A 22227-nucleotide genomic window follows, 5' to 3' on the forward strand; every position below is an offset into this window, starting at 1 on the left:
TCGGTGATTACGACGATCAGGCAGTCGCCTTGTCGTCCTTCTTAAGACTTGCAGGCGGCCAGTTGTCGAGGCGCATGCCGAGGGACAGACCACGGGAGGCCAAAACGTCCTTGATTTCAGTCAGGGACTTCTTGCCCAGGTTAGGAGTTTTCAACAGCTCTACTTCGGTGCGCTGAATCAGGTCGCCGATGTAGTAGATGTTCTCCGCCTTGAGGCAGTTGGCAGACCGTACGGTCAGTTCCAGGTCGTCAACCGGACGCAGCAGGATCGGATCGATCTCGTCTTCCTGCTCGACCACTACCGGCTCACTGTCACCTTTGAGATCCACGAACGCGGCCAGCTGCTGTTGCAGGATGGTCGCGGCACGACGGATTGCCTCTTCTGGGTCCAGAGTACCGTTGGTTTCCAGATCAATGACCAGCTTGTCCAGGTTGGTACGCTGCTCAACACGGGCGTTTTCGACCACATAGGCGATACGACGCACCGGGCTGAACGAAGCGTCCAGCTGAAGACGGCCAATGCTGCGGCTTTCATCTTCGTCAGTCTGACGAGAGTCGGCCGGCTCGTAACCGCGACCACGAGCTACAGTGAGCTTCATGTTCAGGGCGCCGTTGGACGCCAGGTTCGCGATTACGTGATCGGGGTTGACGATCTCGACATCGTGATCCAGCTGAATATCGGCAGCGGTAACCACCCCCGAACCCTTTTTCGACAAGGTCAGCGTAACTTCGTCACGACCGTGCAGTTTGATAGCCAGGCCTTTCAGGTTCAACAGGATTTCAATTACGTCTTCCTGTACACCTTCGATCGCGGAGTACTCATGGAGTACGCCATCGATCTCGGCCTCGACTACTGCACAGCCAGGCATGGAGGACAACAGGATGCGGCGCAGCGCGTTGCCCAGGGTATGGCCGAAACCACGCTCGAGAGGCTCGAGCGTAATCTTGGCGCGGGTCGGACTGACTACCTGCACATCAATGTGGCGGGGAGTCAGGAACTCATTTACCGAAATCTGCATGGATGCACCTATTTTCTAGCCCTTACTTGGAGTAGAGCTCGACAATCAGGTTTTCGTTGATGTCGGCAGACAGGTCGCTGCGAGCAGGAACGTTCTTGAAAACGCCCGACTTTTTAGCAGCATCCACGTCTACCCACTCAACGCGGCCGCGCTGAGAGCACAGTTCAAGGGCTTGAACAATGCGCAGCTGGTTCAGCGATTTCTCACGAACCGAGACCACGTCACCCGGACGAACTTGGTAAGATGGAATGTTTACAGTCTTACCGTTGACGCTGATCGCTTTGTGCGAAACCAGCTGACGCGACTCGGAACGAGTCGAGCCGAAGCCCATACGGTAAACGACGTTATCCAGACGGCACTCGAGCAGTTGCAGCAGGTTCTCACCAGTTGCGCCTTTTTTCGAGGCTGCAGCTTGGTAGTAACCGCGGAACTGACGCTCCAGAACACCGTAGATACGACGGACTTTTTGTTTCTCGCGCAGCTGGGTACCGTAGTCGGACTGACGGCCACGGCGCTGGCCGTGGATACCTGGGGCTGCTTCGATGTTGCACTTCGATTCCAGAGCGCGAACGCCGCTCTTCAGGAAAAGGTCAGTGCCTTCACGGCGAGACAGTTTGCATTTTGGACCAATGTAACGTGCCATTTATCTGTCTCCTGATTACACGCGACGCTTCTTCGGCGGACGGCACCCGTTATGCGGGATTGGCGTCACGTCGGTGATGCTGGCGATCTTGTAGCCGCAGCTGTTCAAAGCACGAACGGCGGACTCACGACCTGGACCTGGACCCTTGACGTTTACGTCGAGGTTTTTCAGACCGTATTCCAGCGCAGCTTGACCAGCTCGTTCAGCAGCAATCTGAGCTGCAAACGGGGTGGATTTGCGCGAACCACGGAAACCCGAACCACCGGACGTTGCCCAGGACAAAGCATTGCCCTGACGGTCGGTGATGGTCACGATGGTGTTGTTGAAAGACGCGTGGATGTGGGCGATGCCATCAACCACTGTCTTTTTGATTTTTTTACGAGGACGAGCAGCAGGTTTTGCCATGTCTATTTTCCTGTCGATTCGCTGGTGCGATTACTTGCGGATCGGCTTACGCGGGCCCTTACGGGTGCGTGCATTGGTCTTGGTGCGCTGACCGCGAACCGGCAGACCTTTACGATGGCGCAGACCGCGGTAGCAGCCCAGGTCCATCAAGCGTTTGATCTTCATGTTGATGTCACGGCGCAGATCACCTTCAGTGGTGAACTTGGCGACTTCGCTACGCAGCGTTTCAATCTGCTCGTCGCTCAGATCCTTGATCTTTGCGGCTGGGTTAACCCCAGTGTCTGCACAAATCTTCTGTGCAGTTGTGCGACCGACACCATAGATGTAGGTCAGCGAGATAACAGTGTGCTTGTTATCTGGAATGTTGACGCCTGCAATACGGGCCATTCAGTGGGACTCCAATTGACAGCTACCTACGCCCCGGAAGCCAAGAAATAGGGCGCGAGATAATATCGCTGTAGAAACAATTAATCAACCCAGCAGCGCACTAGCTGCTGGGCTTGTAGCGCGGATCACACTCAGCCTTGGCGCTGCTTGTGACGCGGTTCCGCGCTGCAAATTACTCGCACGATACCTTCGCGGCGAATAATCTTGCAGTTACGGCACAGCTTTTTCACCGATGCACGAACTTTCATGACCAACTCCTCGAACCTTAGGGGCCTGTCAGCGCAGCAAGCTGCTGCCGCCATAGCCTTTCAGGTTGGCTTTCTTCATCAGGGATTCGTACTGGTGCGAAACGAGGTGGGATTGTACTTGGGACATGAAGTCCATCACAACCACTACCACGATCAACAACGACGTCCCGCCGAGATAGAACGGCACGTTTGCAGCCACCACAAGGAACTGGGGCAGAAGGCATACGGCCATCATGTAAAGAGCACCGAACATGGTCAGACGAGTCAGAACGCCATCAATGTAGCGCGCCGACTGCTCACCAGGACGGATACCCGGAATAAAGGCACCGGACTTCTTCAGGTTTTCCGCTACGTCTTTCGGGTTGAACATCAACGCTGTGTAGAAGAAGCAGAAGAAAATGATCCCTGCACTAAACAGCAAAATGTTCAACGGCTGACCAGGAGCGATCGACTGCGAGATGTCTTGCAGCCAGCCCATACCTTCGGACTGACCGAACCAGGCACCCAGCGAAGCCGGGAACAGCAGAATGCTGCTGGCGAAAATAGCCGGGATTACCCCTGCCATGTTCACCTTGAGCGGCAAGTGGCTGGTCTGCGCAGCAAACACCTTGCGGCCTTGCTGACGCTTGGCGTAGTGAACGGCGATTCGACGCTGACCACGCTCAATGAACACCACAAAACCGATAATCGCTACTGCCAGCAAACCGATAGCGACCAGGGCGAAAATGTTGATATCGCCTGTGCGCGCAGACTCGAAAGACTGCCCGATTGCTCTCGGAAGACCGGCAACGATACCCGCGAAAATCAACATCGAGATACCGTTGCCCACACCGCGCTCGGTAATCTGCTCACCCAGCCACATCATGAACATTGCGCCTGCCACGAAGGTGGAGACGGCAACCACATGGAAGCCAAGGCTTGCAGAGAACGCCACGCCCTGGTTGGCCAAGCCAATGGACATGCCAATCGCTTGAACCAATGCCAGGATTACAGTGAGGTAGCGGGTGTACTGGCTGATCTTGCGACGGCCAGCTTCACCTTCCTTCTTCAACTGCTCCAGCTGTGGGCTGACAGCGGTCATGAGCTGCATGATGATCGATGCCGAGATGTACGGCATGATCCCCAGTGCAAAGATGCTCATGCGCTCCAGCGCACCACCGGAAAACATGTTGAACAAGCTAAGAATGGTCCCCTCATTCTGTCGAAACAGATCCGCCAGACGGTCCGGGTTGATGCCAGGCACCGGGATATGCGCACCTATCCGATAGACGATGATCGCCATGAACAGAAAGCGCAGACGAGCCCAGAGTTCCGACATCCCGCCCTTACCGAGCGAAGAGAGAGCACCTTGCTTAGCCATTTATTCCTCGAATTTGCCGCCAGCTGCTTCGATAGCCGCACGCGCACCTTTGGTGGCTGCGATGCCCTTGATGGTAACTGCGCGAGTGACTTCGCCAGACAGCATGATTTTCACACGCTGTACGTTCTGGTTGATCACGTTGGCATCCTTCAAGGATTGCACGGTGACAACATCGCCTTCCACTTTGGCCAGCTCGGACAGACGCACTTCTGCGCGGTCCATGGCTTTCAGCGAAACGAAGCCGAATTTCGGCAGACGACGGTGCAGCGGCTGTTGACCGCCTTCGAAGCCCGGAGCGATGGTGCCACCGGAACGGGAGGTCTGACCTTTGTGGCCGCGGCCACCAGTCTTACCCAAACCGCTACCGATACCACGACCCGGACGATGCTTCTCGCGACGGGAACCCGGCGCTGGACTCAGATCATTGAGTTTCATCGATTAACCCTCGACGCGCAGCATGTAGTAAGCCTTGTTGATCATCCCGCGATTCTCGGGAGTATCAAGTACTTCTACGGTGTGACCAATGCGACGCAGACCCAGGCCTTTAACACACAGTTTGTGGTTAGGCAGACGGCCGGCGGTGCTTTTGATCAGCGTGACTTTAACGGTGGCAGCCATTAGAAGATCTCCTCAACGCTCTTGCCGCGCTTGGCAGCAATGGATTCAGGAGATTGCATGGCCTTCAGACCCTTGAAGGTGGCGTAAACCACGTTCACTGGGTTGGTCGAACCGTAGCACTTGGCCAGAACGTTCTGGACACCAGCAACTTCCAGGACAGCACGCATAGCGCCGCCAGCGATGATACCGGTACCTTCGGAGGCAGGCTGCATGTAAACCTTCGAGGCGCCGTGGGCGGCCTTGGTGGCGTACTGCAGGGTGGTGCCTTTCAGGTCAACCTGAATCATGTTGCGACGGGCAGCTTCCATGGCTTTCTGGATCGCGGCTGGTACTTCGCGCGATTTGCCACGGCCGAAGCCTACACGGCCCTTACCATCACCAACCACGGTCAACGCGGTGAAGGTGAAGATACGGCCGCCTTTGACGGTCTTGGCTACGCGGTTAACTTGAACCAGCTTCTCGATGTAGCCTTCGTCGCGCTTTTGATCGTTATTTGCCATAACTTAGAACTCCAGCCCGCCTTCACGAGCAGCATCAGCCAGCGCTTTGACGCGGCCATGGTACTTGAAGCCGGAACGGTCAAAGGCAACTTGAGATACACCGGCGGCTTTCGCGCGCTCAGCTACCAGCTTGCCAACCTTAGTGGCCGCGTCGATGTTGCCGGTGGCGCCATCACGCAGGTCTTTGTCCAAGGTAGAGGCGCTTGCCAGAACCTTGCTGCCGTCGGCCGAGATGACTTGGGCATAAATGTGCTGCGAGGAGCGGAACACGCACAAACGCACGGCTTCGAGCTCGTGCATTTTCAGGCGTGCTTTGCGAGCGCGACGCAGTCGAGTAACTTTTTTGTCGGTCATTTGCTAGGCCCTACTTCTTCTTGGCTTCTTTACGACGGACGACTTCGTCCGCGTAACGCACACCTTTGCCTTTGTACGGCTCTGGTGGACGGAAGTCGCGGATTTCAGCGGCCACCTGACCTACCAGCTGCTTGTCGATGCCCTTGATCAGGATATCGGTCTGGCTAGGCGTTTCAGCGGTGATGCCGGCTGGAAGCTCGTAGTCTACTGGGTGAGAGAAGCCCAGAGCCAGGTTCAGGACGGTGCCCTTGGCCTGAGCCTTGTAACCAACACCGACCAGCTGGAGCTTGCGCTCGAAGCCTTGGCTTACGCCTTGGACCATGTTGTTCACCAGAGCGCGGGTAGTACCGGCCATGGCGCGAGCTTGCTGGTCACCATTGCGAGCGACAAAACGCAGCTCACCAGACTCTTCGGTAACTTCAACAGACGAATGAACGTTCAGTTCGAGAGTGCCCTTGGCACCCTTCACCGAAAGCTGTTGGCCGGCGAATTTGACTTCGACACCGGACGGCAGCTTTACGGGGTTCTTAGCGACGCGAGACATGCTTATCCCCCTTAGAACACTGTGCACAGAACTTCGCCACCAACACCGGCGGCACGTGCAGCACGATCCGTCATCACACCTTTGTTGGTGGAGACGATAGACACGCCCAGACCGCCACGAACTTTCGGCAGATCTGTAACGGCCTTGTACTGACGCAGGCCTGGTCGGCTGGCGCGCTTCAGCTCTTCGATGACCGGACGGCCTTCGAAGTACTTCAGCTCGATCGACAGGGAGGGTTTGACTTCGCTGCTTACCTGGTAACCAGCGATGTAACCTTCGTCCTTCAGAACTTGGGCAACCGCAACCTTCAGAGTCGAAGAAGGCATGCTTACGACGGACTTTTCAGCCATCTGGGCATTACGGATGCGAGTTAGCATGTCCGCTAACGGGTCCTGCATACTCATGGGCTAGATGCTCCTGATACAAGAATTATTAGCCTCTCGGCTATCACAACCACCCAAGCACCCAGGACAAAAGACCCGGGCTCGGGTGAGCCGATCATTCTAGACACAACCTAGAAACGAAACAAGCCCCATATAGGGGCTTGTTTAGAAGCGAGGTCACCGGCGGTCGGAAGATTGCTCCCCTCCCGCCAGAACCCTGGTGCTTACCAGCTGGCTTTAACCAGACCTGGTACGTCACCACGCATTGCAGCTTGACGCAGCATGTTACGGCCCAGACCGAACTTACGGTATACACCGTGAGGACGGCCGGTCAGGCGGCAACGGTTGCGCAGACGAGCGGCGCTGGCGTCACGCGGCTGCTTTTGCAGTGCGACGACGGCGGCGTAACGCTCTTCTGGCGATGCGTTCAGGTTGACGATGGTCGCTTTCAGCTCGGCACGCTTTTTGGCGTACTTGGCTACCGTGAGCTGACGCTTCAGCTCGCGGTTTTTCATGCTCTTCTTGGCCATTTTCCTACTCCAATCAGTTGCGGAACGGGAATTTGAATGCACGCAGCAGAGCGCGGCCTTCGTCATCCGAACGAGCAGTGGTGGTCAGGGTAATGTCCAGACCGCGCAGAGCATCGATCTTGTCGTAGTCGATTTCCGGGAAGATGATCTGCTCTTTCACGCCCATGCTGTAGTTGCCACGACCATCGAAGGACTTGGCATTCAGGCCGCGGAAGTCGCGAACCCGAGGCAGGGAGATCGCCAGCAGGCGGTCCAGGAACTCGTACATACGGTCACGGCGCAGAGTAACTTTAACGCCGATCGGCCAACCTTCACGAACCTTGAAACCCGCAATCGACTTGCGAGCGAAAGTCACGACCGGCTTTTGACCAGTGATCTTTTCCAGGTCGGCTACAGCGTTTTCGATGACTTTTTTGTCACCGACAGCTTCGCCCAGACCCATGTTCAGGGTGATCTTGGTTACGCGTGGAACTTCCATCACGTTCGCGAGCTTAAGTTCTTCCTTAAGCTTGGGAGCGATTTCGTTCCGGTAAATCTCTTTGAGTCGTGCCATTGTCTTCTACCTAGCAGTGTTCAAGCATCAACCGCTTTCTGGGTCGACTTGAAGACACGAATTTTCTTGCCGTCTTCAACCTTGAAGCCAACGCGGTCAGCCTTGTTGGTTTCACCATTGAAAATGGCAACGTTGGAAGCGTGCAGAGGCGCTTCTTTTTCGACGATACCGCCCTGTACGCCCGCCATCGGGTTAGGCTTGGTATGGCGCTTGACCAGGTTTACACCACCGATGACCAGACGGTCGTCAGCGAGAACCTTCAGCACCTTACCGCGCTTACCTTTGTCTTTGCCGGCGATCACGATGATCTCGTCGTCACGACGAATCTTTTGCATGTCGGATCTCCTTAGAGCACTTCAGGGGCGAGCGAGACGATCTTCATGAACTTCTCGTTGCGAAGTTCACGGGTCACTGGCCCGAAGATGCGAGTGCCGATCGGCTCTTGCTTGTTGTTCAGCAGAACAGCAGCGTTACCGTCGAAACGAATGATGGAACCGTCAGCGCGACGTACACCATGACGGGTACGTACGACTACGGCGGTCATCACCTGGCCTTTTTTGACCTTACCGCGCGGAATTGCTTCCTTGACGGTTACTTTGATGATGTCACCGATGCCGGCGTAACGACGGTGAGAACCGCCGAGAACCTTGATGCACATGACGCGACGAGCGCCGCTGTTATCGGCCACATCGAGCATGGATTGAGTCTGAATCATAAAATTTCTCCGACCCCTAGCCCTTAGACTTCAACAGCGCGTTCGAGGACTTCAACCAGTGCCCAAGATTTGGTCTTGGCCAGCGGACGAGTTTCGCTAATGGAAACTTTGTCGCCGATTTTGCACTGATTGGTTTCGTCGTGCGCGTGCAGCTTAGTCGAACGCTTAACGTATTTACCGTAGATCGGGTGCTTTACGCGACGCTCGATCAGAACGGTGATGGTCTTGTCCATTTTGTCGCTGACGACACGGCCAGTCAGCGTACGGACGGTTTTTTCAGCTTCAGCCATGATCACTTACCTGCCTGCTGGTTGAGCACAGTTTTCACGCGAGCGATGTCACGCTTAACTTGCGAGAGCAGGTGCGACTGCCCCAACTGGCCAGTTGCTTTCTGCATACGCAGATTGAACTGGTCGCGCAGCAGGCCGAGCAGTTGCTCGTTCAGCTGCTGTGCCGATTTTTCACGAAGTTCATTCGCTTTCATCACATCACCGTCCGCTTAACAAAGGAGGTGGCGAGTGGCAGCTTTGCAGCAGCCAAGGCGAATGCTTCGCGCGCCAGCTCTTCAGAAACACCCTCGATCTCATACAGGACTTTGCCTGGCTGGATCTGGGCAACCCAGTATTCCACGGAACCCTTACCTTTACCCATCCGCACTTCAAGAGGCTTCTTGGTAACCGGCTTGTCCGGGAACACACGGATCCAGATCTTGCCGCCACGCTTAACGTGACGAGTCAGAGCACGACGTGCAGACTCGATCTGGCGAGCGGTGAGGCGACCGCGGGCGACAGCTTTCAAGGCGAATTCGCCGAAGCTGACCTTGCTACCGCGCAGTGCCAGACCACGGTTGTGGCCGGTCATCTGCTTGCGGAATTTTGTACGCTTAGGTTGCAACATTTGGCGTACCCCTTACTTAGCAGCTTTTTTACGAGGCGCTGGTGCTTGTGGTTTCAGCTCTTCTTGGCGACCACCAATTACTTCGCCTTTGAAGATCCAAACCTTCACACCGATCACACCATAAGTGGTGTGAGCTTCGTAGGTGTTGTAGTCGATATCAGCACGCAGGGTGTGCAACGGCACACGACCTTCGCGATACCACTCGGTACGAGCAATCTCGGCACCGCCGAGACGACCGCTCACCTGGATCTTGATGCCCTTGGCACCAATACGCATGGCGTTCTGCACGGCGCGCTTCATAGCACGACGGAACATTACGCGGCGCTCCAGCTGCTGAGCTACGCTTTGCGCAACCAGCATGGCGTCGAGTTCCGGCTTGCGGATCTCTTCGATGTTGATGTGCACAGGCACACCCATCTGCTTGGTCAGGTCCTGACGCAGCTTCTCAACATCTTCACCTTTCTTCCCGATAACGATACCTGGACGAGCGGTGTGGATGGTGATGCGTGCAGTTTGGGCCGGACGATGGATATCGATACGGCTTACGGACGCGCTTTTTAGTTTGTCTTGGAGGTACTCACGAGTTTTCAGATCCTTCAACAGGTAATCTGCGTAAGTCGCGCCATCTGCATACCAGACGGACGTGTGCTCCTTGACGATTCCCAGGCGAATGCCAGTGGGATGTACTTTCTGACCCATCTGATCGACTCCGTTACTTGTCCGCAACCTTGACAGTGATATGGCAAGACCGCTTGACGATGCGATCAGCGCGGCCTTTGGCACGCGGCATGATGCGCTTCAGCGAACGCCCTTCGTTGACGAAAACGGTGGAGACCTTCAGGTCATCAACGTCTGCGCCTTCGTTGTGTTCGGCGTTGGCAACGGCCGACTCGAGGACTTTCTTCATGATTTCAGCGGCTTTTTTGCTGCTGAAGGCCAACAGGTTGAGCGCTTCGCCCACCTTCTTCCCGCGGATCTGGTCGGCGACCAAGCGGGCTTTCTGGGCGGAGATTCGAGCGCCCGACAACTTAGCGGCTACTTCCATTTCCTAACCCCTTAACGCTTGGCTTTCTTGTCAGCCACGTGCCCGCGATAAGTGCGGGTACCGGCGAACTCGCCCAGTTTGTGGCCGACCATGTCTTCGTTCACGAGAACTGGGACATGTTGACGACCGTTATGTACCGCGATGGTCAGACCGACCATTTGTGGCAGGATCATCGAACGACGCGACCAGGTTTTCACCGGTTTGCGATCATTCTTTTCCGCCGCCACTTCGATCTTCTTCAGTAGGTGAAGATCGATAAAAGGACCTTTTTTCAGAGAACGTGGCACTGTCGTATCCCTCTATTTACTTGCGACGACGGACGATCATTTTGTCGGTACGCTTATTACCACGAGTCTTCGCACCCTTGGTTGGGAAGCCCCATGGCGATACCGGATGACGACCACCGGAGGTACGACCTTCACCACCACCATGTGGGTGGTCAACCGGGTTCATGGCAACACCACGAACGGTTGGGCGAACGCCACGCCAGCGTTTGGCACCAGCTTTACCCAGCGAACGCAGGCTGTGCTCGGAGTTCGAGACTTCGCCCAGGGTCGCACGGCACTCAGCCAGGACTTTACGCATTTCACCAGAGCGCAGACGCAGGGTCACGTAGACACCTTCGCGGGCGATCAGCTGAGCCGAAGCACCAGCGGAACGAGCGATCTGTGCACCTTTACCCGGCTTCAGTTCGATGCCGTGAATGGTGCTACCTACTGGGATGTTGCGCAGCTGCAGGGAGTTACCGGCCTTGATTGGGGCCAGCGAACCTGCGATCAGCTGATCGCCAGCGCTCACGCCTTTAGGGGCGATGATGTAGCGACGCTCACCGTCTGCGTAGCACAGCAGGGCGATGTGAGCAGTACGGTTTGGATCGTATTCGATACGCTCGACAGTGGCTGGAATGCCATCTTTGTCGTTGCGACGGAAGTCGACCAGACGGTAATGCTGCTTATGACCACCACCCACGTGACGTGTAGTGATACGGCCATTGTTGTTACGACCACCAGACTTCGATTTCTTCTCGAGCAGCGGTGCGTGAGGAGCGCCTTTGTGCAGCTCCTTGTTGACCACCTTGACCACGAAACGGCGGCCAGGGGAAGTCGGTTTGCATTTAACGATTGCCATGATGCACCCCTTCCTTACTCAGCACTGCTGCTGAAATCGAGATCTTGGCCTGGCTGAAGGGAGACGATCGCCTTCTTCCAGTCATTACGCTTGCCCAGACCACGTGCGGTACGCTTGGTTTTACCCAATACGTTAACAGTCGACACGTTTTCGACTTTTACGCCGAACAGGCCTTCGACAGCTTTCTTGATTTCCAGCTTGGTTGCATCGGTAGCAACCTTGAATACGAACTGGCCTTTCTTCTCAGCCAGAACGGTAGCCTTCTCGGAAACGTGCGGGCCAAGGAGGACTTTAAATACGCGTTCCTGGTTCATCCCAGCAGCTCCTCGAATTTCTTCACGGCCGACACAGTGATCAACACTTTGTCATAGGCGATCAGACTGACCGGATCGGAACCTTGTACGTCACGAACGTCGACGTGCGGCAGGTTACGAGCAGCCAGGTACAGGTTCTGATCAACAGCGTCCGATACGATCAGGACGTCAGTCAGGCCCATGCCATTCAGCTTGTTCAGCAGATCTTTGGTCTTTGGCGCTTCAACAGCGAAGTCCTGGACAACGACCAGACGGTCGGTGCGCACCAGCTCAGCGAGGATGGAACGCATTGCTGCGCGATACATCTTCTTGTTGAGCTTCTGCGAGTGGTCCTGAGGACGAGCTGCGAAGGTGGTGCCACCGCCGCGCCAGATCGGGCTACGGATGGTACCAGCACGAGCACGACCAGTGCCCTTCTGACGCCATGGGCGCTTACCGCCACCGGATACGTCGGAACGGGTCTTCTGCTGCTTGGTGCCCTGACGGCCGCCGGCCATGTAGGCCACGACTGCTTGGTGAACCAGCGTCTCGTTGAATTCGCCACCGAAGGTCAGTTCGGAAACTTCGATCGCCTGAGCGTCATTTACGTTAAGTTGCATGTCAGTTTCCCCTTAACCGCGAGCCTTGACAGCTGGACGTACAACCACGTCGCCGCCAGTAGCGCCAGGAACGGCACCCTTGATCAGCAGCAGGTTGCGTTCAGCGTCTACGCGAACTACTTCCAGGGACTGCACAGTAACGCGCTCGGCGCCCATGTGACCGGACATTTTCTTGCCCTTGAACACACGACCAGGAGTCTGGCACTGGCCGATGGAACCCGGAACACGGTGCGATACGGAGTTACCGTGGGTATTATCTTGGCCACGGAAATTCCAGCGCTTGATGGTACCGGCGAAGCCTTTACCTTTCGACTGACCGGTGACGTCTACCAGCTGGCCTGCAGTAAAGAGTTCAGCTTTGATCAGATCGCCAGCCTGGAAATCGCCTTCTTCAAGACGGAACTCCCAAACACCGCGACCAGCGGCAACGTTCGCCTTAGCGAAGTGACCTGCTTGAGCAGCAGTCACACGCGAAGCACGACGCTCGCCTACAGTGATTTGCACTGCACGGTAGCCATCAGTTTCTTCGGTTTTGAACTGGGTGACGCGATTCGGCTCGATCTCAACGACCGTGACCGGAATGGAGACACCTTCTTCGGTGAAAATACGGGTCATACCGCATTTACGACCGACTACACCAATAGTCATGTTGTAAACCTCATGAGTGTACGGGGCTTTCACCCGCTATGGCCGCCCATTTCAGAGCGTTACACGGTTAAGACCGAAGTCTTAGCCGAGGCTGATCTGTACTTCCACACCTGCCGCAAGGTCCAGCTTCATCAGCGCATCAACGGTTTTATCCGTTGGCTGGACGATGTCCAGAACGCGCTTATGAGTGCGGATCTCGTACTGGTCACGCGCGTCTTTGTTGACGTGCGGGGAGACCAGAACGGTGAAACGCTCTTTGCGAGTAGGCAGTGGAATTGGACCACGCACTTGTGCACCAGTACGTTTCGCGGTTTCCACGATTTCCTGGGTGGATTGGTCGATCAGGCGATGGTCGAAAGCCTTCAACCTGATACGGATTTGCTGATTTTGCATTGGATTTCAGACTCCAGGCTGTTCCCAACGGACGCACTACGCCCGCTAAAAGGAGGCGTGATTCTATAGACGGTCCGATTTTGTGTCAACCCAATAAAAAAGGCCCCCGCTGAGCGGAGGCCTTTTTTAACCGATCGAGTGATTACTCGATGATTTTGGCTACGACGCCGGCGCCGACGGTACGACCGCCTTCACGGATAGCGAAGCGCAGACCGTCTTCCATTGCGATGGTCTTGATCAGAGTGACTTCCATCTGGATGTTGTCACCTGGCATTACCATCTCAACGCCTTCCGGCAGCTGGCAGTTACCGGTCACGTCAGTAGTACGGAAGTAGAACTGAGGACGGTAGCCTTTGAAGAACGGAGTGTGACGACCGCCTTCTTCTTTCGACAGAACGTAAACTTCTGCGGTGAACTTGGTGTGCGGCTTGACCGAACCTGGCTTGACCAGAACCTGGCCACGCTCAACGTCGTCACGCTTGGTACCACGCAGCAGAACGCCACAGTTCTCGCCAGCACGACCTTCGTCGAGCAGTTTGCGGAACATTTCAACACCGGTGCAGGTGGTGGTGGTGGTGTCACGCAGACCAACGATTTCCAGGGCGTCTTGAACGCGGACGATGCCACGCTCGATACGACCGGTAACAACGGTACCACGACCCGAGATCGAGAATACGTCTTCGATTGGCATCAGGAACGGCTTGTCGATAGCGCGCTCTGGCTCTGGGATGTAGCTGTCCAGAGTTTCTACCAGTTTCTTGACGGCAGTGGTGCCCATCTCGTTGTCGTCTTTGCCTTCCAGAGCCATACGAGCCGAACCGATGATGATCGGAGTGTCGTCGCCTGGGAAGTCATAGGTGGACAGCAGGTCGCGAACTTCCATCTCGACCAGTTCCAGCAGCTCAGCGTCGTCTACCAGGTCAGCCTTGTTCAGGAAGACCACGATGTACGGAACGCCAACCTGACGGGACAGCAGGATGTGCTCACGGGTTTGTGGCATCGGACCATCGGCGGCCGAGCAAACCAGGATAGCGCCGTCCATCTGCGCAGCACCGGTGATCATGTTCTTCACATAGTCAGCGTGACCTGGGCAGTCGACGTGAGCGTAGTGACGGATCTTCGAGTTGTACTCGACGTGCGCGGTGTTGATGGTGATACCACGCGCTTTCTCTTCTGGAGCCGAGTCGATCTTGTCGAAGTCAACAACAGCCGAACCGAAAACTTCGGAGCAGACGCGAGTCAGAGCAGCAGTCAGAGTGGTTTTACCGTGGTCGACGTGACCGATGGTGCCAACGTTGACGTGCGGAAGGGAACGATCAAATTTTTCTTTAGCCACGACAGTGAACTCCTAGCCTAAAGGGGCTGAATCAGCCTTGTTTTTTAACGAGAGCTTCGACGATGTTCGACGGAGCTTCGGCGTATTTGGAGAATTCCATGGAGTAGCTCGCGCGACCCTGAGACATGGAACGAACGTCGGTCGCATAACCGAACATTTCCCCGAGCGGCACTTCAGCACGGACAACCTTGCCGGAGACCGAATCATCCATACCCTGGATCAGACCACGACGACGGTTCAGGTCACCCATCACGTCACCCATGTAGTCTTCTGGGGTTACAACTTCGACCTTCATGATCGGCTCAAGAACCACGCCACCGCCCTTCTGGGCCAGTTGCTTGGTTGCCATCGAAGCAGCGACCTTGAACGCCATTTCGTTGGAGTCGACGTCATGGTACGAACCGTCGAATACCGTGGCCTTGAGGCCGATCAGAGGATAACCGGCAACGACGCCGTTTTTCATCTGCTCTTCGATACCCTTCTGGATCGGGGCGATGAATTCCTTAGGAATCACACCACCAACGACTTCGTTGGTGAACACCAGACCTTCGGTGATGTTGCCTTTGTCGTCCACGTCCGGCTCCGAGAAACGGATCCAGCAGTGACCGAACTGACCACGACCACCCGACTGACGAACGAATTTACCTTCGATCTCAACGTTGGACTTGGTGATCTTCTCGCGGTACGAAACCTGCGGCTTGCCGATGTTGGCTTCGACGTTGAACTCGCGCTTCATGCGGTCAACGAGGATGTCCAGGTGCAGCTCACCCATACCCGAGATGATGGTCTGACCGGTTTCTTCATCGGTCTTGACGCGGAACGACGGGTCTTCCTGAGCCAGTTTGCCCAGTGCAATACCCATCTTCTCCTGGTCCTGCTTGGTTTTCGGCTCAACAGCAACCGAAATTACAGGCTCCGGGAAGTCCATACGCTCGAGGATGATCGGCTTGTCGGCGTTGCACAGGGTGTCACCAGTGGTGACGTCCTTCATGCCGATCAGAGCAGCGATGTCGCCTGCGCGTACTTCTTTGATCTCTTCACGCTGGTTGGCGTGCATCTGCACCATACGACCAACGCGCTCTTTCTTGCCCTTGACCGAGTTGATCACGGAGTCGCCCGAGCTCAGGAAGCCCGAGTACACGCGCACGAAAGTCAGAGTACCAACGAACGGGTCGGTGGCAATCTTGAACGCCAGAGCCGAGAACGGCTCGTCGTCGGAAGCATGACGCTCGTCGTAGTCGGCGTCGACCAGCTCTTCTTTCGACTTCTCGATCAGATCAGGGTGAATACCTTTGATCGCCGGGATTTCGGTAGGAGCAGGCAGGAACTCGATTACGGCGTCCAGAACCAGGGGAACGCCCTTGTTCTTGAACGAGGAACCGCAGACAGCCGGAACGATTTCGCCAGCCAGGGTGCGCGCGCGCAGACCGGCCTTGATTTCTTCGACGGTCAGCTCTTCGCCTTCCAGGTACTTGTTCATCAGCTCTTCGCTGGACTCGGCAGCAGCCTCGACCATTTCGGAGCGATACTTCTCAGCCAACTCGAGCATGTCCGCAGGAATTTCTTCCTCGCGCGGCGAAGTGCCCTTGTCGTCATCGTTCCAGTAGACAGCTTTCATCTTGATCAGGTCGACCTGACCCTGGAAGTTGTCTTCCGAACCGATTGCCAGCTGGATCGGAACCGGGGTGTGACCCAGGCGGTTCTTGATCTGGCCGATAACGCGCAGGAAGTCAGCGCCTGCACGGTCCATCTTGTTCACGTAGACAACACGTGGAACGCCGTACTTGTTAGCTTGACGCCATACGGTTTCGGACTGTGGCTCAACGCCGGAGGTACCGCAGAACACAACGACCGCGCCGTCGAGTACACGCAGCGAACGCTCAACTTCAATGGTGAAGTCAACGTGGCCAGGGGTATCGATGACGTTTACGCGGTAGTTGTCGTACTGACCGGTAGAACCCTTCCAGAAGGTGGTAACGGCAGCGGAGGTAATGGTAATACCCCGCTCCTGCTCCTGCACCATCCAGTCGGTGGTCGCGGCGCCGTCATGCACCTCGCCCATCTTGTGGCTCAGGCCTGTGTAGAACAGGATCCGCTCGGTAGTGGTAGTTTTGCCCGCATCGACGTGCGCGCAAATACCAATGTTACGGTAGCGGTTAATTGCTGTAGTACGAGCCATAAAGCCCTCGCAAAATGATTGATGCTTGAATTAGAAGCGGTAGTGCGAGAATGCTTTGTTGGCTTCAGCCATACGGTGCACGTCTTCACGCTTCTTGACTGCAGCACCTTTGCCTTCAGCAGCATCCAGCAGCTCGCCAGCCAAGCGCAGAGCCATGGACTTCTCGCCGCGCTTGCGGGCGTAGTCTACGAGCCAGCGCATTGCCAGAGCGTTACGACGGGATGGACGAACTTCGACCGGAACCTGGTAAGTGGCACCGCCGACACGGCGGGACTTTACTTCGACCAGCGGAGCGATGGCGTCGAGAGCTTTCTCGAAGATTTCCAGGGGATCGCTGTTCTTGCGTTCTTTGACCTTGTCCAGCGCACCGTAAACGATACGCTCGGCAACGGCCTTCTTGCCGCTTTCCATCACGTGGTTCATGAACTTCGCGAGGATTTGCGATCCGTATTTTGGATCGTCCAGAATCTCACGTTTTGCTGCTACACGACGTCTTGGCATGATAAGCCCTCAAACGGTCTTCAGGTTAGCCCGGGACCTGGGTCTACGACCCCCGCCCGACCTTACTCTTATCGACTGAAAAAATTGATTATGTGCAAACGGCCGATTACTTCGGACGCTTGGTACCGTACTTCGAACGACCTTGGTTACGACCTTTGACGCCGGAGGTATCCAGGGAGCCGCGAACGGTGTGGTAACGAACACCTGGCAAGTCTTTTACACGGCCGCCACGGATCAGGACGACGCTGTGCTCTTGCAGGTTGTGGCCTTCACCGCCGATGTACGAGGAAACCTCGAAACCGTTGGTCAGACGCACACGGCATACTTTACGCAGTGCCGAGTTAGGTTTTTTCGGCGTGGTGGTGTACACACGGGTGCACACGCCACGACGTTGCGGGCAGTTCTGCAGCGCAGGTACGTCGGATTTCTCGACGGTACGCTTACGCGGCTGACGTACCAGCTGGTTGATAGTTGCCATCTACTAGCTCCACTGATTGTCTTGCGACGCTATTGTCTTGCAAGAAAGCCTAAAATTGACGAGACGGAGCCTCACCAAATTTAAGGGTACAAAAGTCTAAAGAGGTTCTTGCACCCAGTCAAGACAAGGCCCCGGCCCTCCCCGCCCGGTGATCGGTAACATTGCATGTCACCAAGCACCGCGGAGAGGGGCCGGGGCCCCGCCCTGTTACTTAATTACCGCTGGAATTCAACGCTTCGGTCAGTGCGGCTTCCACCTCACTGGCACTTACGCGCAGCGGTTTGTCGGCATCACGGCGACGCTTGCGCTCGCTGTGGTAAGCCAGACCGGTACCGGCCGGGATCAGACGGCCGACGACCACGTTCTCTTTCAGGCCGCGCAGGTAATCGCGCTTGCCGGTTACCGCCGCTTCGGTCAGTACACGGGTGGTTTCCTGGAAGGAAGCCGCCGAGATGAACGATTCGGTGGACAGCGAGGCCTTGGTGATACCCAGCAGCACACGGGTGAACTTGGAGATGAACTTGTCATCGGCTGCGAGACGCTCGTTCTCGACCAGCACGTGAGTCAGTTCCATCTGGTCGCCCTTGATGAAGCTGGAGTCGCCCGACTCGGCAATCTCGACCTTACGCAGCATCTGACGCAGGATGGTCTCGATGTGCTTGTCGTTGATCTTAACGCCTTGCAGACGGTAAACGTCCTGGATCTCGTTGACGATGTACTTCGCCAGCGCGCTGACACCCAGCAGACGCAGGATATCATGCGGATCGCTTGGACCGTCGGAGATAACTTCGCCGCGGTTGACCTGTTCACCTTCGAAGACGTTCAGGTGGCGCCACTTCGGAATCAGCTCTTCGTACGGATCGCTACCGTCGGTCGGAGTGATGACCAGACGACGCTTGCCTTTGGTCTCTTTACCGAACGCGATGGTACCGCTGACTTCCGCCAGGATCGACGCTTCTTTCGGACGACGTGCTTCGAACAAGTCGGCAACACGTGGCAGACCACCGGTGATGTCACGGGTCTTCGACGTTTCTTGCGGGATCCGCGCGATAACGTCACCAACACCGATCTGGGCACCGTCAGCTACACCTACCAAGGCGTTGGCCGGCAGGAAGTACTGAGCAGGTACGTCGGTACCTGGCAGCATCAAATCCTTGCCATTGGCGTCGACCATCTTGATGGCCGGACGGATTTCCTTGCCAGCGGCAGGGCGATCCTTGGCGTCCAGGACTTCAATGTTGGTCAAACCAGTCAACTCGTCAGTCTGACGCTTGATGGTGATGTTTTCTTCCATGCCCACGAAGGTCACGGTACCTTTCAGCTCGGTAACGATCGGGTGGGTGTGCGGGTCCCACTTGGCGACGATTGCGCCTGCGTCGACCTTGTCACCTTCCTTGACCGAAATCACGGCGCCGTAAGGCAGCTTGTAGCGCTCACGCTCACGACCGAATTCGTCGGCAATGGCCAGCTCGCCGGAACGCGATACAGCAACCAGGTTGCCGTCAGCACGCTCTACCTGCTTGAGGTTATGCAGACGAACCATACCGCCGTTCTTCACCTGGACGCTGTCGGCAGCCGAGGTCCGGCTGGCAGCACCACCGATGTGGAACGTACGCATGGTCAGCTGGGTACCCGGCTCACCGATGGACTGGGCAGCGATTACGCCGACCGCTTCACCGATGTTCACCTGGTGACCGCGAGCCAGGTCACGACCGTAGCACTTGGCGCAGATACCGAAGCGAGTTTCACAGCTGATCGGCGAACGAACGATAACTTCGTCGATGCTGTTGAGCTCGATGAACTCGACCCACTTCTCGTCGACCAGGGTAGCGGCCGGAACGATGACATCGTCGGTGCCAGGTTTGAACACGTCACGGGCGATTACTCGACCCAGTACGCGCTCACCCAATGGCTCGACCACGTCACCGCCTTCGATGTGCGGAGTCATCAGCAGGCCTTGATCGGTGCCGCAATCGATCTCGGTAACCACCAGATCTTGTGCCACGTCGACCAGACGACGAGTCAGGTAACCCGAGTTCGCAGTCTTCAAGGCGGTATCCGCCAGACCCTTACGAGCACCGTGCGTCGAGATGAAGTACTGCAGAACGCTCAGACCTTCACGGAAGTTCGCGGTGATCGGCGTCTCGATGATCGAGCCGTCTGGCTTGGCCATCAGACCACGCATACCGGCCAACTGACGAATCTGAGCTGCCGAACCCCGAGCACCGGAGTCAGCCATCATGTACATCGAGTTGAAGGACTCTTGGTCGACTTCGTCGCCATTGCGGTCGATGACTTTCTCTTTCGAGAGGTTGGCCATCATCGCCTTGGAGACTTCGTCGTTCGCCTTGGACCACAAGTCGATGACCTTGTTGTACTTCTCGCCCTGGGTTACCAGGCCGGAGGCGTACTGGCTCTCGATTTCCTTCACTTCTTCGGTGGCAGCACCGATGATGCGGGCTTTTTCGTCCGGGATAACGAAGTCGTTAACACCGATCGAAACGCCGGAAATGGTCGAGTAGGCAAAGCCGGTGTACATCAGCTGGTCAGCGAAGATAACGGTCTCTTTCAGACCAACCACGCGGTAGCACTGGTTGATCAGCTTGGAGATCGCCTTTTTCTTCATTGGCTGGTTGACCACGTCGTACGACAGACCTGGTGGTACAACCTGGAACAGCAGTGCACGGCCGACAGTGGTGTCGACGATACGGGTGTTCTTGACACTGCCGCCATCACGGTCGTTCACGGTTTCGTTGATACGAACCTTGATCTTGGCGTGCAGGGCAGCTTCGCCGGCGCGGAATACCCGGTCGACTTCCTGCAGGTCAGCGAAGATGCGACCTTCGCCCTTGGCGTTGATGGCTTCACGGGTCATGTAGTACAGACCCAGTACGACGTCCTGCGACGGAACGATGATTGGCTCACCGTTGGCTGGCGACAGAATGTTGTTGGTGGACATCATCAGCGCGCGCGCTTCGAGCTGGGCTTCCAGCGTCAGCGGCACGTGCACGGCCATCTGGTCACCGTCGAAGTCGGCGTTGTACGCAGCACAGACCAGCGGGTGCAGCTGGATAGCCTTACCTTCGATCAGTACCGGTTCAAAAGCCTGAATGCCAAGACGGTGAAGGGTCGGTGCACGGTTGAGCAGTACGGGGTGTTCGCGGATCACCTCGGCGAGCACGTCCCAGACCTCTGGCAGCTCGCGCTCGACCATCTTCTTGGCAGCCTTGATGGTGGTCGCCAGACCACGCATTTCCAGCTTGCCGAAAATGAACGGCTTGAACAGCTCGAGAGCCATCTTCTTCGGCAGACCGCACTGGTGCAGGCGCAGGGTCGGGCCTACGGTAATTACCGAACGGCCGGAGTAGTCCACGCGCTTGCCGAGCAAGTTCTGACGGAAGCGACCTTGCTTACCTTTGATCATGTCAGCCAGCGACTTCAGCGGACGCTTGTTCGAGCCAGTGATGGCGCGACCGCGACGGCCGTTGTCGAGCAGGGCGTCGACCGCTTCCTGCAGCATGCGCTTTTCGTTGCGCACGATGATGTCCGGAGCCGACAGGTCAAGCAGACGCTTGAGACGGTTGTTCCGGTTGATCACGCGGCGGTACAGGTCGTTCAGGTCGGAGGTCGCGAAGCGGCCACCATCCAGTGGTACCAGCGGACGCAGGTCCGGCGGCAGTACTGGCAGAACGGTCAGGACCATCCACTCAGGCAGGTTGCCCGAGCCCTGGAAAGCTTCCATCAGCTTCAGGCGCTTGGACAGCTTCTTGATCTTGGTTTCCGAGTTGGTTTGCGGAATTTCTTCGCGCAGGCGGCCAATCTCGTGCTCCAGGTCGATAGCGTGCAGCAGCTCGCGAACAGCCTCGGCCCCCATGCGGGCGTCGAAGTCATCACCGAACTCTTCCAGCGCTTCGAAGTACTGCTCGTCGTTGAGCAGCTGACCCTTCTCCAGGGTGGTCATGCCCGGGTCGATAACGACGTAGCTCTCGAAGTAGAGAACGCGCTCGATATCACGCAGGGTCATGTCCATCAGCAGGCCGATACGGGACGGCAGCGACTTCAGGAACCAGATGTGGGCGACTGGCGAGGCCAGTTCGATGTGCGCCATGCGCTCACGACGAACCTTGGCCAGGGCGACTTCAACGCCGCACTTCTCGCAGATCACACCACGGTGTTTCAGGCGCTTGTACTTACCGCACAGGCACTCGTAGTCCTTGACTGGGCCAAAGATCTTGGCGCAGAACAGGCCGTCACGCTCAGGTTTGAACGTACGGTAGTTGATGGTTTCCGGTTTTTTAACTTCACCGAACGACCACGAACGGATCATCTCAGGCGACGCGAGGCCGATGCGAATGGCATCGAACTCTTCGACTTGACCCTGGTTTTTCAGCAAATTCAGTAGGTCTTTCAAGGCCTTTCCTCCTGGCGGAGCAAGGAGCGGGCTGTTACAG

At 56.5% G+C, this 22227-nt stretch carries 32 protein-coding genes; all 32 read right to left on the reverse strand.

All coding sequences use genetic code 11. The annotated features are described in order from the left end of the window. Positions 1 to 16: 16 nt before the first annotated feature. Complete coding sequence (locus K3F44_RS16940) at positions 17 to 1018, reverse strand: DNA-directed RNA polymerase subunit alpha (RefSeq protein WP_003255452.1); 1002 nt, start codon at positions 1016 to 1018, stop codon at positions 17 to 19. Positions 1019 to 1040: 22 nt separating this feature from the next. Continuing rightward, on the reverse strand, positions 1041 to 1661 hold the full coding sequence (gene rpsD, locus K3F44_RS16945) for a 30S ribosomal protein S4 (protein ID WP_101322335.1): 621 nt from the start codon (positions 1659 to 1661) through the stop codon (positions 1041 to 1043). 15 nt (positions 1662 to 1676) lie between these two features. Continuing rightward, positions 1677 to 2066, reverse strand: a complete 390-nt coding sequence (gene rpsK, locus K3F44_RS16950; protein WP_012270237.1) for a 30S ribosomal protein S11 — start codon at positions 2064 to 2066, stop codon at positions 1677 to 1679. A gap of 30 nt (positions 2067 to 2096) precedes the next feature. After that, positions 2097 to 2453, reverse strand: coding sequence for a 30S ribosomal protein S13 (rpsM, locus tag K3F44_RS16955; RefSeq protein WP_101322336.1), 357 nt, complete (start codon positions 2451 to 2453; stop codon positions 2097 to 2099). A gap of 131 nt (positions 2454 to 2584) precedes the next feature. Then, positions 2585 to 2701, reverse strand: a complete 117-nt coding sequence (gene rpmJ / locus K3F44_RS16960) for a 50S ribosomal protein L36 (RefSeq protein ID WP_011531897.1) — start codon at positions 2699 to 2701, stop codon at positions 2585 to 2587. A gap of 28 nt (positions 2702 to 2729) precedes the next feature. Further along, positions 2730 to 4061 (reverse strand): preprotein translocase subunit SecY, encoded by a 1332-nt coding sequence (gene secY / locus K3F44_RS16965; RefSeq protein ID WP_101322337.1) that lies wholly within the window; start codon positions 4059 to 4061, stop codon positions 2730 to 2732. Beyond that, positions 4062 to 4496: a 50S ribosomal protein L15 gene (gene rplO, locus K3F44_RS16970; RefSeq protein ID WP_010220318.1), complete on the reverse strand. Its 435-nt coding sequence runs from the start codon at positions 4494 to 4496 to the stop codon at positions 4062 to 4064. It abuts the gene before it with no gap. A gap of 3 nt (positions 4497 to 4499) precedes the next feature. Then, the gene (rpmD, locus tag K3F44_RS16975; protein ID WP_101322338.1) at positions 4500 to 4679 is read right to left on the reverse strand and encodes a 50S ribosomal protein L30; all 180 of its coding nucleotides are present in this window, start codon (positions 4677 to 4679) and stop codon (positions 4500 to 4502) included. Next, the gene (gene rpsE, locus K3F44_RS16980; RefSeq protein ID WP_003255465.1) at positions 4679 to 5179 is read right to left on the reverse strand and encodes a 30S ribosomal protein S5; all 501 of its coding nucleotides are present in this window, start codon (positions 5177 to 5179) and stop codon (positions 4679 to 4681) included. Before rpsE ends, rpmD begins: the two co-directional genes overlap by 1 nt. A gap of 3 nt (positions 5180 to 5182) precedes the next feature. After that, positions 5183 to 5533 carry a 50S ribosomal protein L18 gene (rplR, locus tag K3F44_RS16985; protein WP_029614571.1) on the reverse strand — a complete coding sequence of 117 codons (351 nt, stop codon included), beginning with the start codon at positions 5531 to 5533 and terminating at the stop codon, positions 5183 to 5185. Between the two features lie 10 nt (positions 5534 to 5543). Beyond that, the gene (gene rplF, locus K3F44_RS16990; RefSeq protein WP_003255469.1) at positions 5544 to 6077 is read right to left on the reverse strand and encodes a 50S ribosomal protein L6; all 534 of its coding nucleotides are present in this window, start codon (positions 6075 to 6077) and stop codon (positions 5544 to 5546) included. 11 nt (positions 6078 to 6088) lie between these two features. After that, positions 6089 to 6481 carry a 30S ribosomal protein S8 gene (rpsH, locus tag K3F44_RS16995; RefSeq protein ID WP_101322339.1) on the reverse strand — a complete coding sequence of 131 codons (393 nt, stop codon included), beginning with the start codon at positions 6479 to 6481 and terminating at the stop codon, positions 6089 to 6091. A gap of 203 nt (positions 6482 to 6684) precedes the next feature. Further along, complete coding sequence (gene rpsN / locus K3F44_RS17000) at positions 6685 to 6990, reverse strand: 30S ribosomal protein S14 (protein WP_101322340.1); 306 nt, start codon at positions 6988 to 6990, stop codon at positions 6685 to 6687. A gap of 13 nt (positions 6991 to 7003) precedes the next feature. After that, positions 7004 to 7543, reverse strand: a complete 540-nt coding sequence (rplE, locus tag K3F44_RS17005) for a 50S ribosomal protein L5 (RefSeq protein WP_101322341.1) — start codon at positions 7541 to 7543, stop codon at positions 7004 to 7006. Positions 7544 to 7563: 20 nt separating this feature from the next. Then, positions 7564 to 7878 (reverse strand): 50S ribosomal protein L24, encoded by a 315-nt coding sequence (gene rplX / locus K3F44_RS17010; protein ID WP_003255476.1) that lies wholly within the window; start codon positions 7876 to 7878, stop codon positions 7564 to 7566. 11 nt (positions 7879 to 7889) lie between these two features. Further along, positions 7890 to 8258, reverse strand: coding sequence for a 50S ribosomal protein L14 (gene rplN / locus K3F44_RS17015; protein ID WP_011063774.1), 369 nt, complete (start codon positions 8256 to 8258; stop codon positions 7890 to 7892). Positions 8259 to 8281: 23 nt separating this feature from the next. Further along, a complete protein-coding gene (gene rpsQ, locus K3F44_RS17020) occupies positions 8282 to 8548 on the reverse strand; it encodes a 30S ribosomal protein S17 (protein ID WP_101322342.1) in 267 nt (88 codons plus the stop codon). Between the two features lie 2 nt (positions 8549 to 8550). Continuing rightward, on the reverse strand, positions 8551 to 8742 hold the full coding sequence (rpmC, locus tag K3F44_RS17025; protein ID WP_002555481.1) for a 50S ribosomal protein L29: 192 nt from the start codon (positions 8740 to 8742) through the stop codon (positions 8551 to 8553). Further along, positions 8742 to 9155 (reverse strand): 50S ribosomal protein L16, encoded by a 414-nt coding sequence (gene rplP, locus K3F44_RS17030; RefSeq protein WP_009397508.1) that lies wholly within the window; start codon positions 9153 to 9155, stop codon positions 8742 to 8744. The genes rpmC and rplP overlap by 1 nt, the downstream gene beginning before the upstream one ends. 12 nt (positions 9156 to 9167) lie before the next feature. Next, a complete protein-coding gene (gene rpsC / locus K3F44_RS17035; protein WP_003255481.1) occupies positions 9168 to 9854 on the reverse strand; it encodes a 30S ribosomal protein S3 in 687 nt (228 codons plus the stop codon). 13 nt (positions 9855 to 9867) lie between these two features. Beyond that, positions 9868 to 10200: a 50S ribosomal protein L22 gene (rplV, locus tag K3F44_RS17040; RefSeq protein WP_003103908.1), complete on the reverse strand. Its 333-nt coding sequence runs from the start codon at positions 10198 to 10200 to the stop codon at positions 9868 to 9870. An 11-nt stretch (positions 10201 to 10211) separates the two neighbouring features. Then, the gene (rpsS, locus tag K3F44_RS17045; protein WP_002555486.1) at positions 10212 to 10487 is read right to left on the reverse strand and encodes a 30S ribosomal protein S19; all 276 of its coding nucleotides are present in this window, start codon (positions 10485 to 10487) and stop codon (positions 10212 to 10214) included. A gap of 16 nt (positions 10488 to 10503) precedes the next feature. Next, on the reverse strand, positions 10504 to 11328 hold the full coding sequence (rplB, locus tag K3F44_RS17050; protein WP_101322343.1) for a 50S ribosomal protein L2: 825 nt from the start codon (positions 11326 to 11328) through the stop codon (positions 10504 to 10506). 14 nt (positions 11329 to 11342) lie between these two features. After that, the gene (gene rplW, locus K3F44_RS17055; protein ID WP_010220306.1) at positions 11343 to 11642 is read right to left on the reverse strand and encodes a 50S ribosomal protein L23; all 300 of its coding nucleotides are present in this window, start codon (positions 11640 to 11642) and stop codon (positions 11343 to 11345) included. Continuing rightward, positions 11639 to 12241 (reverse strand): 50S ribosomal protein L4, encoded by a 603-nt coding sequence (gene rplD, locus K3F44_RS17060; protein WP_101322344.1) that lies wholly within the window; start codon positions 12239 to 12241, stop codon positions 11639 to 11641. The genes rplW and rplD overlap by 4 nt, the downstream gene beginning before the upstream one ends. Before the next feature lie 12 nt (positions 12242 to 12253). Continuing rightward, positions 12254 to 12889 carry a 50S ribosomal protein L3 gene (gene rplC, locus K3F44_RS17065; protein ID WP_101322345.1) on the reverse strand — a complete coding sequence of 212 codons (636 nt, stop codon included), beginning with the start codon at positions 12887 to 12889 and terminating at the stop codon, positions 12254 to 12256. 81 nt (positions 12890 to 12970) lie between these two features. Continuing rightward, positions 12971 to 13282 (reverse strand): 30S ribosomal protein S10, encoded by a 312-nt coding sequence (gene rpsJ, locus K3F44_RS17070; RefSeq protein ID WP_003186070.1) that lies wholly within the window; start codon positions 13280 to 13282, stop codon positions 12971 to 12973. 142 nt (positions 13283 to 13424) lie between these two features. Beyond that, positions 13425 to 14618 carry an elongation factor Tu gene (gene tuf / locus K3F44_RS17075; protein ID WP_101322346.1) on the reverse strand — a complete coding sequence of 398 codons (1194 nt, stop codon included), beginning with the start codon at positions 14616 to 14618 and terminating at the stop codon, positions 13425 to 13427. Positions 14619 to 14649: 31 nt separating this feature from the next. Beyond that, the gene (gene fusA / locus K3F44_RS17080) at positions 14650 to 16797 is read right to left on the reverse strand and encodes an elongation factor G (protein ID WP_101322347.1); all 2148 of its coding nucleotides are present in this window, start codon (positions 16795 to 16797) and stop codon (positions 14650 to 14652) included. Between the two features lie 30 nt (positions 16798 to 16827). After that, entirely contained in the window at positions 16828 to 17298 is a 471-nt protein-coding gene (gene rpsG, locus K3F44_RS17085; RefSeq protein WP_008089143.1) for a 30S ribosomal protein S7, read from the reverse strand. 106 nt (positions 17299 to 17404) lie between these two features. After that, complete coding sequence (gene rpsL, locus K3F44_RS17090) at positions 17405 to 17776, reverse strand: 30S ribosomal protein S12 (protein ID WP_003257088.1); 372 nt, start codon at positions 17774 to 17776, stop codon at positions 17405 to 17407. Positions 17777 to 17987: 211 nt separating this feature from the next. Then, entirely contained in the window at positions 17988 to 22187 is a 4200-nt protein-coding gene (gene rpoC / locus K3F44_RS17095; protein ID WP_220632639.1) for a DNA-directed RNA polymerase subunit beta', read from the reverse strand. Positions 22188 to 22227 lie beyond the last annotated feature (40 nt).

The organism is Pseudomonas sp. S07E 245, assembly GCF_019599025.1.
GTDB classification, from domain to species: Bacteria; Pseudomonadota; Gammaproteobacteria; order Pseudomonadales; family Pseudomonadaceae; genus Aquipseudomonas; species Aquipseudomonas shirazensis.

What these genes read in the sequence shown, in the direction of transcription:
- rplC (WP_101322345.1), bottom strand. Translation starts at nt 12,889, where the DNA reads ATGACTATTGGTGTAGTCGGTCGTAAATGCGGTATGACCCGTATTTTC.
- rplD (WP_101322344.1), bottom strand. Translation starts at nt 12,241, where the DNA reads ATGCAACTTAACGTAAATGACGCTCAGGCGATCGAAGTTTCCGAACTG.
- rpsH (WP_101322339.1), bottom strand. Translation starts at nt 6,481, where the DNA reads ATGAGTATGCAGGACCCGTTAGCGGACATGCTAACTCGCATCCGTAAT.
- rplX (WP_003255476.1), bottom strand. Translation starts at nt 7,878, where the DNA reads ATGCAAAAGATTCGTCGTGACGACGAGATCATCGTGATCGCCGGCAAA.
- rpsE (WP_003255465.1), bottom strand. Translation starts at nt 5,179, where the DNA reads ATGGCAAATAACGATCAAAAGCGCGACGAAGGCTACATCGAGAAGCTG.
- secY (WP_101322337.1), bottom strand. Translation starts at nt 4,061, where the DNA reads ATGGCTAAGCAAGGTGCTCTCTCTTCGCTCGGTAAGGGCGGGATGTCG.
- rpsK (WP_012270237.1), bottom strand. Translation starts at nt 2,066, where the DNA reads ATGGCAAAACCTGCTGCTCGTCCTCGTAAAAAAATCAAAAAGACAGTG.
- rpmJ (WP_011531897.1), bottom strand. Translation starts at nt 2,701, where the DNA reads ATGAAAGTTCGTGCATCGGTGAAAAAGCTGTGCCGTAACTGCAAGATT.
- rplP (WP_009397508.1), bottom strand. Translation starts at nt 9,155, where the DNA reads ATGTTGCAACCTAAGCGTACAAAATTCCGCAAGCAGATGACCGGCCAC.
- rpmD (WP_101322338.1), bottom strand. Translation starts at nt 4,679, where the DNA reads ATGGCTGCCACCGTTAAAGTCACGCTGATCAAAAGCACCGCCGGCCGT.
- K3F44_RS16940 (WP_003255452.1), bottom strand. Translation starts at nt 1,018, where the DNA reads ATGCAGATTTCGGTAAATGAGTTCCTGACTCCCCGCCACATTGATGTG.
- fusA (WP_101322347.1), bottom strand. Translation starts at nt 16,797, where the DNA reads ATGGCTCGTACTACAGCAATTAACCGCTACCGTAACATTGGTATTTGC.
- rpsD (WP_101322335.1), bottom strand. Translation starts at nt 1,661, where the DNA reads ATGGCACGTTACATTGGTCCAAAATGCAAACTGTCTCGCCGTGAAGGC.
- rplE (WP_101322341.1), bottom strand. Translation starts at nt 7,543, where the DNA reads ATGGCACGACTCAAAGAGATTTACCGGAACGAAATCGCTCCCAAGCTT.
- rplR (WP_029614571.1), bottom strand. Translation starts at nt 5,533, where the DNA reads ATGACCGACAAAAAAGTTACTCGACTGCGTCGCGCTCGCAAAGCACGC.
- rpsL (WP_003257088.1), bottom strand. Translation starts at nt 17,776, where the DNA reads ATGGCAACTATCAACCAGCTGGTACGTCAGCCGCGTAAGCGTACCGTC.
- rpsM (WP_101322336.1), bottom strand. Translation starts at nt 2,453, where the DNA reads ATGGCCCGTATTGCAGGCGTCAACATTCCAGATAACAAGCACACTGTT.
- rplN (WP_011063774.1), bottom strand. Translation starts at nt 8,258, where the DNA reads ATGATTCAGACTCAATCCATGCTCGATGTGGCCGATAACAGCGGCGCT.
- rplB (WP_101322343.1), bottom strand. Translation starts at nt 11,328, where the DNA reads ATGGCAATCGTTAAATGCAAACCGACTTCCCCTGGCCGCCGTTTCGTG.
- rpsJ (WP_003186070.1), bottom strand. Translation starts at nt 13,282, where the DNA reads ATGCAAAATCAGCAAATCCGTATCAGGTTGAAGGCTTTCGACCATCGC.
- rplW (WP_010220306.1), bottom strand. Translation starts at nt 11,642, where the DNA reads ATGAACCAGGAACGCGTATTTAAAGTCCTCCTTGGCCCGCACGTTTCC.
- rpsN (WP_101322340.1), bottom strand. Translation starts at nt 6,990, where the DNA reads ATGGCCAAGAAGAGCATGAAAAACCGCGAGCTGAAGCGTCAGCTCACG.
- rpsC (WP_003255481.1), bottom strand. Translation starts at nt 9,854, where the DNA reads ATGGGTCAGAAAGTACATCCCACTGGCATTCGCCTGGGAATCGTCAAG.
- rpsQ (WP_101322342.1), bottom strand. Translation starts at nt 8,548, where the DNA reads ATGGCTGAAGCTGAAAAAACCGTCCGTACGCTGACTGGCCGTGTCGTC.
- rpsG (WP_008089143.1), bottom strand. Translation starts at nt 17,298, where the DNA reads ATGCCAAGACGTCGTGTAGCAGCAAAACGTGAGATTCTGGACGATCCA.
- rplO (WP_010220318.1), bottom strand. Translation starts at nt 4,496, where the DNA reads ATGAAACTCAATGATCTGAGTCCAGCGCCGGGTTCCCGTCGCGAGAAG.
- rplF (WP_003255469.1), bottom strand. Translation starts at nt 6,077, where the DNA reads ATGTCTCGCGTCGCTAAGAACCCCGTAAAGCTGCCGTCCGGTGTCGAA.
- rplV (WP_003103908.1), bottom strand. Translation starts at nt 10,200, where the DNA reads ATGGAAGTAGCCGCTAAGTTGTCGGGCGCTCGAATCTCCGCCCAGAAA.
- rpmC (WP_002555481.1), bottom strand. Translation starts at nt 8,742, where the DNA reads ATGAAAGCGAATGAACTTCGTGAAAAATCGGCACAGCAGCTGAACGAG.